Origin of the sequence: Enterococcus moraviensis ATCC BAA-383, assembly GCF_000407445.1 — a bacterium.
Classification (GTDB): domain Bacteria; phylum Bacillota; class Bacilli; order Lactobacillales; family Enterococcaceae; genus Enterococcus_L; species Enterococcus_L moraviensis.
On sequence record NZ_ASWB01000001.1, the window covers coordinates 468,326 to 483,046 of the forward strand.

Consider the following 14,721-nt stretch of genomic DNA (forward strand, 5'->3'; position numbering starts at 1 on the left):
AACAAAAAAACCTCACTAAAAATAGTGGGGTTTTTCCGCTTATTGTTTTTTTATTATACCTCTAAAAGCTCTTTCTCTTTTTCAGAAGTGATAGCATCAATATTTTTCACACTATCATCTGTTAATTTTTGAGCTTCTTTCTCTAGATTACGTAGTTCATCTTCAGTAATCTCATTATTTTTCTGTTGTTTTTTTAATTCATCAATCGCATCACGACGAATATTACGTACAGCGATTTTAGCATTTTCTGCAGCTTTTTTCACATCTTTTGCTAATTCTTTACGACGCTCTTCTGTTAATTGCGGAATGACTAAACGAATGACTGTACCATCATTTGTTGGGCTGATGCCAATATCACTCGCTTGAATTGCTTTTTCGATATCTTCTAATGAATTTTTATCAAATGGCGTGATCATTAAAACACGCGCTTCTGGAATATTGATTCCAGCTAATTGGTTAACTGGCGTAAGTGCGCCGTAGTAATCCACTTGGATTCGGTCTAAAAGGCTTGCATTGGCACGTCCTGCGCGGATTTGACCAAGTTCACGTTGTAAACTTTGTTCTGCTTTACTCATTTTTTCTTTTGCTGTTGCTAATACAGTTCCACTCATTTTTATTTCCCCCTTACGGTTGTCCCGATATTTTCACCTAGGCATGCACGACGAATATTTCCTGTTTCGTTTAAATTGAAAACGACTAACGGAATATCATTGTCCATACTTAATGAACTTGCTGTTGAATCCATTACTTGCAATCCTTTTGAAATCACATCTAAATGTGTTAATTCTTCAAATTTGACTGCATTTGCATCCAATTTAGGATCGGCAGAGTATACACCATCAACGTTGTTCTTAGCCATTAAAATCACATCTGCATCAATTTCCGCTGCGCGTAACGCTGCAGTTGTATCTGTTGAGAAATATGGGTTTCCTGTTCCGCCAGCAAAAATGACAATACGTCCTTTTTCTAAATGACGCTCTGCACGGCGACGGATATATGGCTCTGCAATTTGACGCATTTCAATCGACGTTTGCACACGAGTTGGAACACCTAAATTTTCTAATGTATCTTGTAGCGCTAAAGCATTCATTACAGTCGCAAGCATTCCCATATAGTCAGCTTGAGCACGTTCCATTCCCATTTGGGCACCAATTTGTCCACGCCAGATATTTCCACCGCCGACAACGATTGCCATTTCAATGCCTAATTCATGAACTTCTTTGATTTCTTCTACAATTTCCTTGATTGTTGGAGGTTTAATTCCAAACCCTTCTTCTCCGGCCAAAGCTTCGCCACTTAACTTTAATACAACACGTTGATATTTAGGTTTTACCATTTTTAATTTCCCTCCACCATTTGTCTAAGAACATTTTAACATACTATAGGCAATCTGCCAGTCTATTTCTTTTGATTTGCCTAAAAAAAGGGAGCGCATCTTAATGCGTTCCCAACTGTTACAGAAGTAACAGATTTATTTTTTAATTTGGCTCATTACTTCATCCGCGAAGTTATCTTCACGTTTTTGAATTCCTTCGCCCACTTCAAAGCGGATGAATGATTTAACTGTTGCGCCTTTAGAAGCAACAAATTTTTCAACTGTCATATCTGGATCTTTAACGAATGGTTGATCTACTAATGAAATTTCAGCTTTAAATTTGTTTAAGCGTCCAACAACCATTTTTTCAACGATATTTGCTGGTTTACCTTCGTTTAATGCTTGCTCAGAAAGAATAGCTTTTTCGTGTTCTAATTCTTCTTGTGGAATTTGAGATTCGTTTACATAACGAGGATTGATAGCTGCAACGTGCATTGCAACGTCTTTCGCTACTTCTTCGTCAGTTGTTCCATCTAATACAGTTAATACTGCAATACGTCCACCCATGTGTAAATAAGCACCAAATGCTGCATTATCGTCTTTTTCAACTAGTTCAAAACGACGGAAGCTGATTTTTTCACCGATAACAGTAGTTGCTTCGATTAATTCAGTTTCTAACGTACCTTTATCTGTTTTAAGAGCTAATGCTTCTTCCATGTTCGCTGGTTTGTTAGTAGCAATTTCAGTTGCAATTTTTTTAACTAAGTCTTGGAACATTTCGTTTTTAGATACAAAGTCAGTTTCTGAGTTTACTTCTACGATTGCTGCAAAGTTACCGTTTGATGCAACGTTTGCTAAACCTTCTGCTGCAACACGATCATTTTTCTTAGCTGCTTTAGCCATTCCTTTTTCACGTAGGTAATCAACAGCTGCATCCATGTTACCTTCTACTTCTACTAATGCTCTTTTTGCATCCATCATACCGACACCAGTCATGTCACGTAGTTCTTTAACTAATTTTGCTGAAATATCTGCCATTTTTTGTTCCTCCTAATTTTTAAAAGCGTAGCAGGCTCGTTTAACCTTGACTGAAAAACAGGAAAAATTGATTGAGACGCGTTTTGTCTCACTCCATTTTTATCTTTTTTCCAAAGGGTTAGCCTGCATAGCTAGATAGTTTTAAAAGCATAGCGGGCTCGTCCAGCTCTGACAGAAAAATAGGAAAATATAACTGAGGTGTTTTTTGCCTCATTTATATTTTATCTTTTTTCCGAGAGTTTGGCTCTTGAAGCTAGATAATGAGAATTCTAAAATTCGTTTTAAAAAAGCTATCTCAAAGGAGAATCAGGCTTTTTTCGCCTAGCCTTCGAGACAGCTCCGTTATTTCATATTATTCTGCTGAATCGTTTGCGCCTTCAACAACATCAACGATTTCTTCGATTGAAGTTGCTGCTTCTGGTGCTGCTTCAACAAAGATTTCTTCTACAGCTTGATCTTCACCTTGGTTTCCTTCGATGAAAGCATCAGCCATTTTAGCAGTGATTAATTTAACCGCACGAATTGCATCATCATTTGATGGAATTACTACGTCGATTTCATCTGGATCACAGTTTGTATCAACCATCGCTACGATTGGGATGTTCAATTTTTGAGCTTCTTGAACAGCAATACGTTCTTTACGAGGGTCAACAATGTACATTACATCTGGAATTCTAGGCATATCTTGAATACCACCTAAGAATTTTTCTAGACGTTCACGTTGTTTGTTTAAACCAACAACTTCTTTTTTAGGAAGGACATCAAAAGTTCCATCTTCTTCCATTTTATTGATATCTTTCAAACGTTTGATACGTTTTTGGATTGTATCCCAGTTAGTCAATGTTCCACCTAACCAACGGTGGTTAACAAAGTATTGACCTGAACGAATTGCTTCGTCTTTGATCGCTTCTTGTGCTTGTTTTTTAGTTCCTACGAATAATGCAACGCCGCCATCTTCAGCAACATTTTTCATGTAATCGTAAGCAGCATCTACTAATTTAACTGTTTTTTGTAAGTCAATGATGTAGATTCCGTTTCTTTCTGTGAAGATGTATTTCTTCATTTTTGGGTTCCAGCGACGAGTTTGGTGTCCAAAGTGTACGCCGGCTTCTAGTAATTGTTTCATAGAAATTACTGCCATTTTTTGTTTCCTCCAATTTGGTTTTTATTTGTTCCCTCTCCAGTTATCATCTTTATAAGGAACTACTAAAAGTAGCACCGCCTTACAAATCAAATCCGGATGTGGATTTAGTGTTTTCACACCGTTGTCTAGTATACATTATTATCCAATTGATTTCAACCATCTCAACGACTTTTTTTAGAAAAAAAAGCTGAAAAAATAAATCCTGATGTAGGGTTTACTTTTTCAGCCTAAGAAATTGTTTCTTTATATGATGTTATTCATTATGTTCAAGAACGACTCTCTCGTTTAACGGTTGAACTTCACGGTTGTTATGATCGTAAAATTCTTGGAACTTTTTGATTTGTTCTTTCGATACTTGTACTGGATTTTTTAAAACGTACCATTCAACATTCTCAGTCAATGGCGGTGTAGTTAAAGAACCTAAATAATGATAGTAGCTCATATTTTCTGGAAACATTGTTTGAATATTTGAAATCTCAGTATTTTTTCCGTCAGATACGTCATCAATTACTTCTTGAAAGCCTTTATTTTCAGAACCTTCTTCAAAGAATACGCCAATTACAGCTAAACGTCCATCTTGTGCTTGATTCACGAAGTGAGCTTCTAATGGGTAATGTTTACCGTCTACAGTATGTTCACTTTGTGCGTGAAAATGAAACTGTGTTAAGGTAAATGTTCTTTGGTTTATTGTAGCCGTGCCTGAGTCGGTGACTTGAATACTGTGACCATTATTTTCTGCTTTGGAAATTTTAGTACTATAATCTAACTCGATTGCTCCAGCATCTGTCATTTTTTCTACATCAGCAGTCGGCAAATCGATTGGAGACTGCATCTTCCCTGCAACTTGTTCCCAGTCTTCTTGTTCATCATATTCAAAATGACCTGCAGTCTTTTTGTGTGCGCTCTCTTGTGTGTGTGAAGAGCTTTCGTTCGTCTCAGTTTTAGCTTGTTGTGTACAAGCCGTTACAAATAATAGTGATGAAAATACCACAGAAATCAGTAACTTCTTTTTCATATATGTGTCCTTCTTTCAACCTTAATGCACTTAGTATAAAAGCCAAGTTCATTGAATAAAATAGTTTTTTTTAATAGATATATCTATTTCTTTTACTTTGCCGGCTCCACTATTATACAGTATACAGTACTGGTTTTCAAATAGAACTTCAAAAAAATTTCATTTTTTTATTCATGACATTCAAGGTGGTACATAAGGATTCCTGCTGCTATCGCTACATTCAACGACTCTGCCTTTCCTTTAATCGGAATATAAATATTTTGATCCGTCTTTTCTAGAAGCTTCTGCGAAACTCCTTGTCCTTCATTTCCCATAATCAGCGCATACTCTTTTACTTTTGATACGTTTGTATAAGAAATCGCTTCCGGATTCAACTCTGTACCATATATGGGAATATCCCTCTCTTTGAAATTATCGATGATGTCCTCTAAAGACTTACGAATAACGGGTAAATGGTAATTACTTCCTTGCATAGCTCTAAGGACTTTACTATTATATATATCTGAACTACCTTCGCCTAAAATTACACCGGAAAGACCTGCAGCATCCGCTGTTCGAATCATCGTTCCAACATTTCCAGGATCTTGGACATTATCTAAAAGTAACCAACTACCCCCTAAATGTAGATTTTCATCGTAAACAGGCATTTCAAGTACAGCGATTATTCCTTGAGGGGTCGGTAATTCTGATAAAGATACCAAAACCTCATCGGAAACAAAAACCAATAGCTCTTGCGGCTGATCGTCAAGCCACGCAGACCATTCTAATTGTCCACGCTGATTAAAAAGAACCCATTTAACTTTAGCATTAGCATTAACTGCTTCTTCTATCAAATGAAACCCTTCAATTATGTATTGTTGGTTCTCTTCTCGATATTTTTTCTTGTGTAATTTTTTTAATTCTTTGATCATTGAATTTTTTGTCGATAAAATTTCTTTCATTTCTACACCTCACTTTATTATTATACCATGATTTTTTTAATCAGACAGTCACTAGTTGCTTGCCAGATGATCAAAAAATCGCTATCATTAATTTAATAAAAAGCGAGGTGTTCAACAATGAGGAAAGTCCGCATGAATGTGCAAGGACGTGTTCAAGGAGTCGGTTTTCGCTATATGACTAAAATGGTTGCAGATGAATTAGGTATTTACGGTACTGTTCGTAACGAAGATGACGGTTCTGTTTCAATTGAGGCTCTTGGCGACGATGAAATCATGACGAAATTTATCCAGAAAATCAAAGATTCCCCGAGTCCTGCTGGGCGTGTAACCTATGTGGCTATTCAAGATGATCCTTTTATAGAAGAATATACCAGCTTCAAAGTTACAAATTGATTTAAGCTAAGAAGAATCTTACTCGGTCTTGAGGCGGATTCTTCTGATTTTTATTGAAAAAAAACGCTTTTTCAAGTATAGTTAACCTTGTGCAAATTTTTTAGAAAAGGAAAGAATAAAATGAGAAAATTAAATAAGTGGCTTCTCGGTTCCGGTCTATTCACTTTAGCTCTATTTTTATCTGGATGTGTAAAAACAGGATCAGATGGTCAACCAACAGGTGAAGGAATCATCTATAACTTTTTAGTAAAACCAATGAGTAGTGCTATTACATACCTTGTTGATAATTTCGATTGGAATTATGGCTGGGCAATTATTTTTATCACGATCATTGTTCGTTTGATCATTATGCCTTTAGGCTTGAATCAATCGAAAAAGAGTATGATCCAAACAGAAAAAATGCAAGCCATCAAACCGCAAATTGATGCCGCTCAAGCGAAAGTCAAAGAAGCAACGACTCGTGAAGAACAAATGCAAGCTCAAGCGGAGATGCAACAAGTTTACAAAGAAAATAATATGAGTATGATGGGCGGTATTGGTTGCCTACCATTATTAATTCAAATGCCAATTTTCTCTGCTCTATTCTTTGCCGCACGCTATACAAAAGGAATCAGCGATGCTTCATTTTTGGGTGTTAATCTTGGTCAACCAAGTATGATTTTTGTTGTTTTAGCTGGTGTTGCCTACTTACTTCAAGGGTACCTTTCTACGATCGGCATTCCTGAAGAACAGAAAAAAACTATGAAATCTATGCTGATCGTTTCTCCTTTAATGATCGTATTTATGTCTATCAGCTCTCCAGCTGGTGTAACATTGTACTGGGTAGTCGGTGGGATTTTCAGTAGTATTCAAACATTGATCACAAATCAATTCTTAAAACCAAGAATCAAAGCGCAAGTAGCGGAAGAATTGAAACAAAATCCACCAAAACAGGTCATTACACCTCGTAAAGATGTAACTCCTACAAAAGAAAAAGCAGTACAAAAAGTAGCGTCACAAAATAATACTTCTAAAAAAGGCAGAAATGCTGGAAAACAAAATAGAAATTAAAAAAATAAGAACCAACGCAACTTGAGTTTTGCGTTGGTTCTTATTTTTTATTTACTAGCCGAAACACCAAAGACGAAAAGATCCACAACTTGAGTAATGCTTAAAGATGATCTGCTTTGCTCGGTTTTGATATAAGGAGACAGTGTATTTAGAAAATGTGTCGTCGCAACTTCTGGCGACAACCCCTTGCGAATTGAAAAGTCACTTTTTTCAAAAAGGTTCAGCAAAGGCTTTTTGTATGAGTCATTCCATAATGAAAATAATTTAAACTGCGTTTCCTTTGTTAATTTTGTTCTAAAATCATGCATCATCAAATCAAAATCAAATGGATGTTTTGTTTTTAGACATTCAGCAAACTGCTGTAATTTATTGATCGTATCCAAACTCTGATCTTCAACAATTTTCAATAACTCTTCATTTACATCTCCCAACAAGCTTTCAATGACACCAATATAAACTTCTTCCTTATTCCTAAAATGATGGTATAAATTAGGTTGGGTTACTTCAGCTAATTGAGCAATTTGTCTGGTCGACGTACTTTGATAACCATTATCCATAAATAACCGAGTTGCCACTTGAATGATTCTATCTCTTGTATTTTTCATTTCTTTATCCATTGCTTAGCCACCTATAGTTGATTTCAATACCATTTTAACAGAAGCAGACAAAGAAACCTATACTAGATAACACTCTTTTTCCTTTTAAAGTATAACACCAATTCATAAATGCAAACAATGGCCAACAAGACTAAGCAAATCACGACTGTCAAAATGATTGGTGGATATGCTCCATCCCAGCCATCTGTTGCTTGATGTTTATTCAAAATTCCATAATAGGCCCATAAAGTAGCCAAACCATAAGCGATATCTCGATTACGAAGAATTGTTGTAGTAATAATCAATAATCCAATAATCAATATAGCAACCGTCCAAAACACTTGATTGTCTTGAAGAAAGGCAATATTTTTATCGACTAAAAAGGCGGTGATGTTGGCAATTGTCGCAATTGTGATCCAGCCAAAGTAAACGCTAAATGGTAATCTGATAAAAACATAATCTCTTTTGCTCAGTGGTTCATTCGCCAAGATACGGTTTACATAGATTAATGTGACCAATAAGACTAACATGATCACAACGGATACATCTATTTGTAAATATTGCCAGGCCACCAACCAAATACTGTTTAATATAGAAGAAACAATAAACACATTTCTCACTTTATTACCAACTGCTGGATTCGAAAGAATTGACCCAGCACTCGGTTTAAGCCATTGATATAGAACAAATCCTGCCAAAAGTAAATAAATGACAGACCAGATTGCAAATGTTAACCCTGAAGGAGCAAATAAATTGGGATAAGAATCGGAAACCTCTTGTGTCGTCATACCATTTAACGGTAACAAAACCGCCGCTGCATTTGTCGCAATCATCACAAAATAAATAATCGTTACTAGCCATTTTGATGCTGAAGAATTACTTTTACTCATTTTACTTCCCCCTCTATAATCCTTTCTTTCCAACAAACGGAATAAACTTTGGTGTCTTTTTAGCATATTCAATAAAATCTGGACGATCTTTGTATTTCTTTTCTAATAATGGAACACCTGACACAAATAAAAGTAATAAAGTAATCGTCATAGGACCAATGATGCCCCAAGCATTTCGTACATCATTCAAACTTACAAGAAAAATTCCCCACCAACTAAGAGCTTCTCCGAAATAATTGGGATGTCTTGTTAAAGACCATAATCCTGTTGTTAAAAGCTTTCCGTGGTTGCTGTTATCTTTTTTAAATTTCGTTAACTCATAATCGCCGATCGTTTCAAAACCAAAACCCACTAACCAAACCACGATTCCTAAAATATTCCACCAATAAAATGAATCCACTGAACTTGTCATAACAAAAAGAATCGGCATCGATACAATTAACAATAGTACGCCTTGCAAAACAAATACATTTAGGTAGGCTTTTAACTTTGCTAAATGAGTGCCCCAGCGTTTTCTCATATTTACATAACGATAATCTTCTGGCTTTCCGATATTGCGTTTCGCTAAGTGGAAAAACAAACGTAAGCCCCAAATAGTTACTAGAACAAGAACAATCGTACTAACCCTAGTTTTTTCAGGCATCACGACATATCCTGTAATCGCTACAAGGACAAAACCAATTCCCCAAGCTAAATCAACAATAGAATTATTATGTAAATATTGTGCTAAAAAAAACAACGACGTAAAATAGACAAACAGAACACCACTAATAATCCAAATAGTCATACTAATTCCCACTTTCTTCAATTTCAATCGCTACAGCTACACTACCTTGACCCGCACTCATTGCAACGACAGTTGAAATGGCCATCATAAAATTGGGTTCAAATCCAAACTGTTTGGTCAATTTATTTTTCCAACTTATCGCGCGTTCCTCGGCATTAGCGTGAATCACTGCATAGCGTTTTATTTTATTTTTCTCAGTTATTTTTTTCAGTTCATGGATAATTTTCTTTTCATTTCCTTCTAGGCTAAAGGCAAAATTACTTAACTTCCCTTCACCTTCTTCATTTAGACTAACAACAGGCTTTACATTGATTTTCTTCGCTATTTTACCGACAAATTGTGGTATTCTACCAGAATCGATCATAGGATCTAAGTTATCCACGCTAACGAGTATTTTGAACTGACTTCGTTTCTTTTTAACCTTTGCGACGATTTCATCAAAAGATAGCCCTGATTGAATCCATTCATTGGCTCTCATAATTAATAATCCTTGCGCAGCAGAATTTTGTTTAGAATCAATAACTTCGATCCTTGTACCAGCTGATGTCACCCGTTTGGCTACTTCTTTAACGGTATGTAATGTTCCACTTAATTTTCCAGCAACCGTAATCACTAAAATTGCTTCATACTTCGTTTCTAAAAAAGAAAAAAGATTTTCTACGGTTTTTAGTGTCGGCTGAGAGCTTGTCGCTCGTCCTGAATGATTTTTATCTAGTTTAAAAAACTGATGACTTTGAATCGTTATTTTATCGATATAACTAGTATTTCCAATCAAAATATTCATTGGCAAAACATGTATCTGGTTATTTAATACATACTCCGCTGGTAGATCAGCAACCGAATCTGTAACTAAAGCAATCGATGATTTTTTATGGGTATTGACTTGATACTGCAACAGCATATCATCCGCTTTTTGTTGAACTGGTTGACCAATTGTACTTAAATAGCTTAATACTTGGTCTGGCTGATTAGAATGGATATGAATTCTAGCTTTTTTACGATTCACAGCAACAATCAATGAATCTCCATAAGCATTTAACTCTTCTAAAATTTCTTCTTTTGATAGCGTCACTTGATCTAGCAATACCTCGGTACAGTATCTAAATTTAGGTTCTGACGTATTCGGATGTAGCGCTTCTGATACTTCTAGTTTGATTGAGCCGTTAGAATCAATATTTGATTTTATTGCAGTTTGTTTATTTACAAAAGCTTGTGTAAATCCTTCTATAAAAATATAAAATCCCTTGGCACCAGCATCGACTACTTGATTGCGTTGCAAGACTTTCAATTGTTTCGTTGTATTTTTTAGCGCATGCTCTGCTTCAATGAGTGCTTTTGGGAGTAGTTTTTCTAACCCATGCACTTGTTCATTTTCATTAAGTGCTTCAGCCCAAGTTCGAATCACAGTAATGATTGTTCCTTCAACCGGATTGCTAATGGCTTGATAGGCTTCACTGATTGCTAACTTCACGCTTTTCACAAAACTTGTGACTGAATTTTTTTCTTCCTGAAGTAATAGATTGTTATAAATACCATTAAAATATTGTGCAAAAATAATACCTGAATTTCCTCTTGCCCCTATCAGAGATGCATCTGCAATTTTTTCGAGAACATCCTCAACTGAGAATGCTTCATCTTTTGTTTCTTCCAAAATAGTTTGCATCAAGGAAGCCAAATTACTGCCCGTATCTCCATCTGATACTGGGAAAACATTAATTTGATTCAATTCTTGTTTTCCATTTATAAGTTGAATGGCTCCTTGTTGAAAAGCAAACAACAATTCTTTATAATCAATAGACTGACTGTTCATATGCTACTTACCTCCAGTTGAAATGCTGTGCTACAAAAACAGTGATCCCACTCGTAGCTGCAGTAACGCTTGCTCCCCATATCAGATCAATGATCGTCACAGAAGTAGGCCAGCCTTTAATTGTAGCAAGATTCGTCAAATCATAAGTCGCATAACACAATAACCCAAGAAAGGCACCAGCCATTAAGGCATACATCAAACTTCCTTTTTCAAGGGCAGGATAAACAACAAAAAAGAGAACACCCATTAGATACAATACATAAAAAATGGACGCTGGAATTAGTTTGGTTGTTCCTAATAAACTTCCCAACTGCTCTTGATACATCTTTCTAGCAATTAAAAGCAACCAAGTAAAATCAAGAACTAAAAACGTGAGCGCTGCAATACTAAATAATTTCAAAAAATGATTCATTTTCTCTCCTCCTATTAAAAAATGCAACACCTTATCGATTGATAAGTTTATCGTACCACGTTAAAATAATTTATGAAAAAATTTTGCTTGAACATTTGATTTAATTCTACTTCGAAAAATTTTATGTATAAAAAAGGTGAGAACAACGCTTTCTATGCGTTGTTCTCACCTTTATCTCTTTTATTTTACGATCAATAAATCAAGACTAGCTAATGATAATGACATTTTGGCAATTCGATTTAGTTCTTTCAAACGATTTGCTTTTACTTGTTCATCTTCCACCATAACCATCGTCTCTTCAAAATACTGCTCGATCAGTGGACGTAACGCTACCAATGCTTGATAGTTTTCCGCCATTGTATTTTCATTAAATGTTTCTTCTATTTGATTCACAGCTTGATGTAGAGCTTTCTCTGCTTCATTTTCAAATAAAGTTGCATCGACTTTGCTATCGGGACTTAATAGTTCATGACCTTTTTTAGCTAAATTGATTACTCGTGTCAAAGCTTCAACAGAGGGTCTAAAGTCTTTATCCAATAAATGATTTTTTAAAATATTAGCTGATGAGAATAATTTTGCTAAGTCTTTTTGTTCAGATGATATCACTGCATCAATTACATCGTGACGTACATCTTTTGTACTTAACAACTGACGTAGACGCGCTTTTACAAACTCAATTACTTCTTCTTGTCCATTCGCCAATTGGATACCGTATTTTTCACTATCTGAATTCACAGCTGTATCGATTTCCATTTGTAGTTTAACCAATGGGAATTGCCAACCTTTATTCTCAACGATTCGAATCACGCCATATGTTTGACGACGTAATGCGTATGGGTCATTTGAACCACTCGGAATCATTCCAACTGTGAAGAATGAAAAGACACTGTCTAACTTATCTGCAATTGCTAATACTGATCCAACAGAAGAAATAGGCAGTTCACCTTCACTTGACGTTGGTAAATAATGTTCACGGATCGCCTGTGCTACTGCAGGTTTTTCACCTTGAAGCAATGCATATTTTTCACCCATGATTCCTTGCAACTCAGGAAATTCTCCCACCATGTTCGTTACTAGATCAAACTTATAAATCTCAGAAGCACGTTTTAAATCTAACAGTTCATCTTCTGATAAACCTACTTCTTTTCCAATGATTTGCCCAATGATCCCCACACGTTGCATTTTTTCATAAATCGTTCCAATTTTTTCATGGAATGTCACATTTTTTAGTTTTGTAACACATTCTTCAATCGATAATTTTTTATCTTCGTTATAGAAAAACTCAGCATCTTCTAGACGAGCGATTAACACTTTTTCATTTCCCTTGATAACATTTTCAATGTGCACATTGTTCCCATTTCTTACAGAAATAAAATGTGGCAACAATAGTCCTTGGTCATTGCGAACGTCAAAATAGCGTTGATGTTCTTTCATCGAAGTTACTAATACTTCATCTGGAACAGAAAGATATTTTTCATCAAAAGCACCCACAAATGCAGTTGGATATTCAACTAAATTATTGACTTCTTCCAATAATTTCTCGTCTAAATCCAATTTCCAATTATGTTTATCGGCTAATTCATTAGCTTGAGCCGTGATCATTTTTTTTCTTTCGTTAGGATCAACAATCACGAATTGTGCTTTCATTTTTTCTTCGTATTCTTTTGAATGCTCAACTGTCACATCATCTCCTAAGAAACGATGCCCTCTTGAGCGTTTTCCAGTTGTTACATCTAACACAGAAAATGGAATCACTTCATCATTGAGCAATGCGACAATCCAATGAATCGGACGAATATATTCAAAATCATGCTCACCCCAGTGCATTGTAACTGGAAATGTTAAACTTGTAATAACCTCTTTTAAGCCAGCTAATACATCGATTGTTTTTTGACCTCGGTTATGTTTTGTCACATAAACGTATTCTACACCGTTCAGTTCTTTAAACATAATTGCCTCTGTAGTCAAGCCTTGTCCTCTAACAAAACCTTCCGCAGCTTTACTCCAATTTCCTTCGCCATCTTGCGCAATTTTTTTAGCAGGTCCTTTTACTTCTTCTTGTGTATCTTCTTGTTGTTCAGGCAATTGTGTCACACGTACCGCCAAACGACGAGGTGTTGAAAAGCTTTGAACTGTTTCGTAAGTCAACTTGTTTTCATCTAAGAACTTTATTATTTTAGCTTCTAATTGTAAACGACTTGGGCTGACAATATGAGCAGGCATTTCTTCCAAACCAATTTCAAGTAATAAATCTTTTGCCATGTTATTTTGCCTCCTTCGTAGTTTGATTTTCTTTGTTTAAAAGCGGGAAACCTAATTTTTCACGTTCAGCAACAAAAATTTTCGCCACAGACTTAGCTAAATTTCTGATACGAGCTAAATAGCCTGCCCGCTCAGTTACTGACACTGCACCCCGAGCATCTAATAAATTAAATGTGTGGCTACATTTCAAAATGTAATCATATGCCGGATGAACAAGGCTTTCGTCAATGCAACGCTTCGCTTCTTTTTCAAATTTATCAAAGTTTTCTAATAACATCTCTTGGTTACTAATTTCAAACGAATATTTCGAATGTTCATATTCAGGCTGATTGAAGATTTCTCCATATTTCACCCCTTGTGTCCATTCTAAATCGTAAACACTTTCTACTTCTTGAATATATGAAGCTAAACGCTCAAGTCCATATGTGATTTCAGACGTAACTGGATGACAAGCCAAACCTCCTACTTGTTGGAAATACGTAAATTGCGTAATTTCCATACCATCAAGCCAAACTTCCCAACCTAGACCCGCACATCCCATTGAAGGATTTTCCCAGTTATCTTCAACGAAACGAATATCATGCGCTAATGGATCAATTCCTAATAATTCTAAACTTTCTAAATATAACTCCTGAATATTGTCAGGAGAAGGTTTCATCACAACTTGAAATTGATGATGTTGATATAAACGGTTTGGATTTTCCCCATAACGTCCATCTGCTGGTCTTCTTGATGGTTCCACATAAGCCGCATTCCAAGGCTCTGGACCGATTGCTCGTAAAAAAGTATACGGGCTCATTGTCCCTGCACCTTTTTCCGTATCATAAGCTTGCATTAGCATGCAGCCATTTGATGACCAAAATTTTTGTAACGTTAAAATCATTTCTTGTACCGTAAGTTTCTTTTCCATAATGATCCTCCTAATTTAAAAACGTAGTAGTTCGTTTGGCTTTGATGGAAAAAAATGAGTGTGGCAGTTGTCTGACACATTCCATTTCTATCTTTTTCCCGAAAGATTAGCCCGTGAAACTAGATAACATAAAAGCGTAACGGGCTCGTTTAACCTTG

At 35.8% G+C, this 14,721-nt stretch carries 15 protein-coding genes; 2 read left to right on the forward strand and 13 right to left on the reverse strand.

The window, feature by feature from the left end; genetic code table 11:
- Positions 1–53: 53 nt before the first annotated feature.
- The 6 genes from frr to I586_RS02220 form a co-directional block, all read right to left on the reverse strand.
- Complete coding sequence (gene frr, locus I586_RS02195) at positions 54–611, reverse strand: ribosome recycling factor (protein WP_010764805.1); 558 nt, start codon at positions 609–611, stop codon at positions 54–56.
- 2 nt (positions 612–613) lie between these two features.
- Positions 614–1,336, reverse strand: a complete 723-nt coding sequence (pyrH, locus tag I586_RS02200) for a UMP kinase (protein WP_010761216.1) — start codon at positions 1,334–1,336, stop codon at positions 614–616.
- A 135-nt stretch (positions 1,337–1,471) separates the two neighbouring features.
- Entirely contained in the window at positions 1,472–2,353 is an 882-nt protein-coding gene (gene tsf / locus I586_RS02205; protein WP_010764804.1) for a translation elongation factor Ts, read from the reverse strand.
- Between the two features lie 352 nt (positions 2,354–2,705).
- Positions 2,706–3,494, reverse strand: coding sequence for a 30S ribosomal protein S2 (gene rpsB, locus I586_RS02210; protein WP_010764803.1), 789 nt, complete (start codon positions 3,492–3,494; stop codon positions 2,706–2,708).
- A 256-nt stretch (positions 3,495–3,750) separates the two neighbouring features.
- Positions 3,751–4,512, reverse strand: coding sequence for a carbonic anhydrase (locus I586_RS02215; RefSeq protein ID WP_010764802.1), 762 nt, complete (start codon positions 4,510–4,512; stop codon positions 3,751–3,753).
- Positions 4,513–4,679: 167 nt separating this feature from the next.
- Positions 4,680–5,453, reverse strand: coding sequence for a TrmH family RNA methyltransferase (locus I586_RS02220; RefSeq protein ID WP_010764801.1), 774 nt, complete (start codon positions 5,451–5,453; stop codon positions 4,680–4,682).
- A gap of 117 nt (positions 5,454–5,570) precedes the next feature.
- Between I586_RS02220 and I586_RS02225 the strand changes: the two genes are divergently transcribed.
- Both I586_RS02225 and yidC read left to right on the forward strand, forming a co-directional pair.
- Positions 5,571–5,846 (forward strand): acylphosphatase, encoded by a 276-nt coding sequence (locus I586_RS02225; protein ID WP_010764800.1) that lies wholly within the window; start codon positions 5,571–5,573, stop codon positions 5,844–5,846.
- 120 nt (positions 5,847–5,966) lie between these two features.
- Entirely contained in the window at positions 5,967–6,896 is a 930-nt protein-coding gene (yidC, locus tag I586_RS02230) for a membrane protein insertase YidC (RefSeq protein WP_010764799.1), read from the forward strand.
- A 47-nt stretch (positions 6,897–6,943) separates the two neighbouring features.
- On the opposite strand, the gene I586_RS02235 is transcribed toward yidC, so the two are convergent.
- The 7 genes from I586_RS02235 to glyQ all read right to left on the reverse strand — a co-directional run bounded on the left by I586_RS02235 (position 6,944) and on the right by glyQ (position 14,563).
- Positions 6,944–7,513, reverse strand: coding sequence for a TetR/AcrR family transcriptional regulator (locus tag I586_RS02235; protein ID WP_010764798.1), 570 nt, complete (start codon positions 7,511–7,513; stop codon positions 6,944–6,946).
- Positions 7,514–7,575: 62 nt separating this feature from the next.
- Complete coding sequence (locus I586_RS02240; RefSeq protein ID WP_010764797.1) at positions 7,576–8,382, reverse strand: hypothetical protein; 807 nt, start codon at positions 8,380–8,382, stop codon at positions 7,576–7,578.
- A gap of 13 nt (positions 8,383–8,395) precedes the next feature.
- Positions 8,396–9,169: a DUF1295 domain-containing protein gene (locus I586_RS02245; protein WP_010764796.1), complete on the reverse strand. Its 774-nt coding sequence runs from the start codon at positions 9,167–9,169 to the stop codon at positions 8,396–8,398.
- Position 9,170: 1 nt separating this feature from the next.
- Positions 9,171–10,979: a DegV family protein gene (locus tag I586_RS02250; RefSeq protein WP_010764795.1), complete on the reverse strand. Its 1,809-nt coding sequence runs from the start codon at positions 10,977–10,979 to the stop codon at positions 9,171–9,173.
- A 7-nt stretch (positions 10,980–10,986) separates the two neighbouring features.
- A complete protein-coding gene (locus I586_RS02255) occupies positions 10,987–11,391 on the reverse strand; it encodes a DUF2177 family protein (protein WP_010764794.1) in 405 nt (134 codons plus the stop codon).
- A gap of 180 nt (positions 11,392–11,571) precedes the next feature.
- On the reverse strand, positions 11,572–13,653 hold the full coding sequence (glyS, locus tag I586_RS02260; RefSeq protein ID WP_010764793.1) for a glycine--tRNA ligase subunit beta: 2,082 nt from the start codon (positions 13,651–13,653) through the stop codon (positions 11,572–11,574).
- Position 13,654: 1 nt separating this feature from the next.
- Entirely contained in the window at positions 13,655–14,563 is a 909-nt protein-coding gene (glyQ, locus tag I586_RS02265) for a glycine--tRNA ligase subunit alpha (protein ID WP_010764792.1), read from the reverse strand.
- Between the last annotated feature and the right edge of the window lie 158 nt (positions 14,564–14,721).

What these genes read in the sequence shown, in the direction of transcription:
- frr (WP_010764805.1), bottom strand. Translation starts at nt 611, where the DNA reads ATGAGTGGAACTGTATTAGCAACAGCAAAAGAAAAAATGAGTAAAGCA.
- pyrH (WP_010761216.1), bottom strand. Translation starts at nt 1,336, where the DNA reads ATGGTAAAACCTAAATATCAACGTGTTGTATTAAAGTTAAGTGGCGAA.
- tsf (WP_010764804.1), bottom strand. Translation starts at nt 2,353, where the DNA reads ATGGCAGATATTTCAGCAAAATTAGTTAAAGAACTACGTGACATGACT.
- rpsB (WP_010764803.1), bottom strand. Translation starts at nt 3,494, where the DNA reads ATGGCAGTAATTTCTATGAAACAATTACTAGAAGCCGGCGTACACTTT.
- I586_RS02215 (WP_010764802.1), bottom strand. Translation starts at nt 4,512, where the DNA reads ATGAAAAAGAAGTTACTGATTTCTGTGGTATTTTCATCACTATTATTT.
- I586_RS02220 (WP_010764801.1), bottom strand. Translation starts at nt 5,453, where the DNA reads ATGAAAGAAATTTTATCGACAAAAAATTCAATGATCAAAGAATTAAAA.
- I586_RS02225 (WP_010764800.1), top strand. Translation starts at nt 5,571, where the DNA reads ATGAGGAAAGTCCGCATGAATGTGCAAGGACGTGTTCAAGGAGTCGGT.
- yidC (WP_010764799.1), top strand. Translation starts at nt 5,967, where the DNA reads ATGAGAAAATTAAATAAGTGGCTTCTCGGTTCCGGTCTATTCACTTTA.
- I586_RS02235 (WP_010764798.1), bottom strand. Translation starts at nt 7,513, where the DNA reads ATGGATAAAGAAATGAAAAATACAAGAGATAGAATCATTCAAGTGGCA.
- I586_RS02240 (WP_010764797.1), bottom strand. Translation starts at nt 8,382, where the DNA reads ATGAGTAAAAGTAATTCTTCAGCATCAAAATGGCTAGTAACGATTATT.
- I586_RS02245 (WP_010764796.1), bottom strand. Translation starts at nt 9,169, where the DNA reads ATGACTATTTGGATTATTAGTGGTGTTCTGTTTGTCTATTTTACGTCG.
- I586_RS02250 (WP_010764795.1), bottom strand. Translation starts at nt 10,979, where the DNA reads ATGAACAGTCAGTCTATTGATTATAAAGAATTGTTGTTTGCTTTTCAA.
- I586_RS02255 (WP_010764794.1), bottom strand. Translation starts at nt 11,391, where the DNA reads ATGAATCATTTTTTGAAATTATTTAGTATTGCAGCGCTCACGTTTTTA.
- glyS (WP_010764793.1), bottom strand. Translation starts at nt 13,653, where the DNA reads ATGGCAAAAGATTTATTACTTGAAATTGGTTTGGAAGAAATGCCTGCT.
- glyQ (WP_010764792.1), bottom strand. Translation starts at nt 14,563, where the DNA reads ATGGAAAAGAAACTTACGGTACAAGAAATGATTTTAACGTTACAAAAA.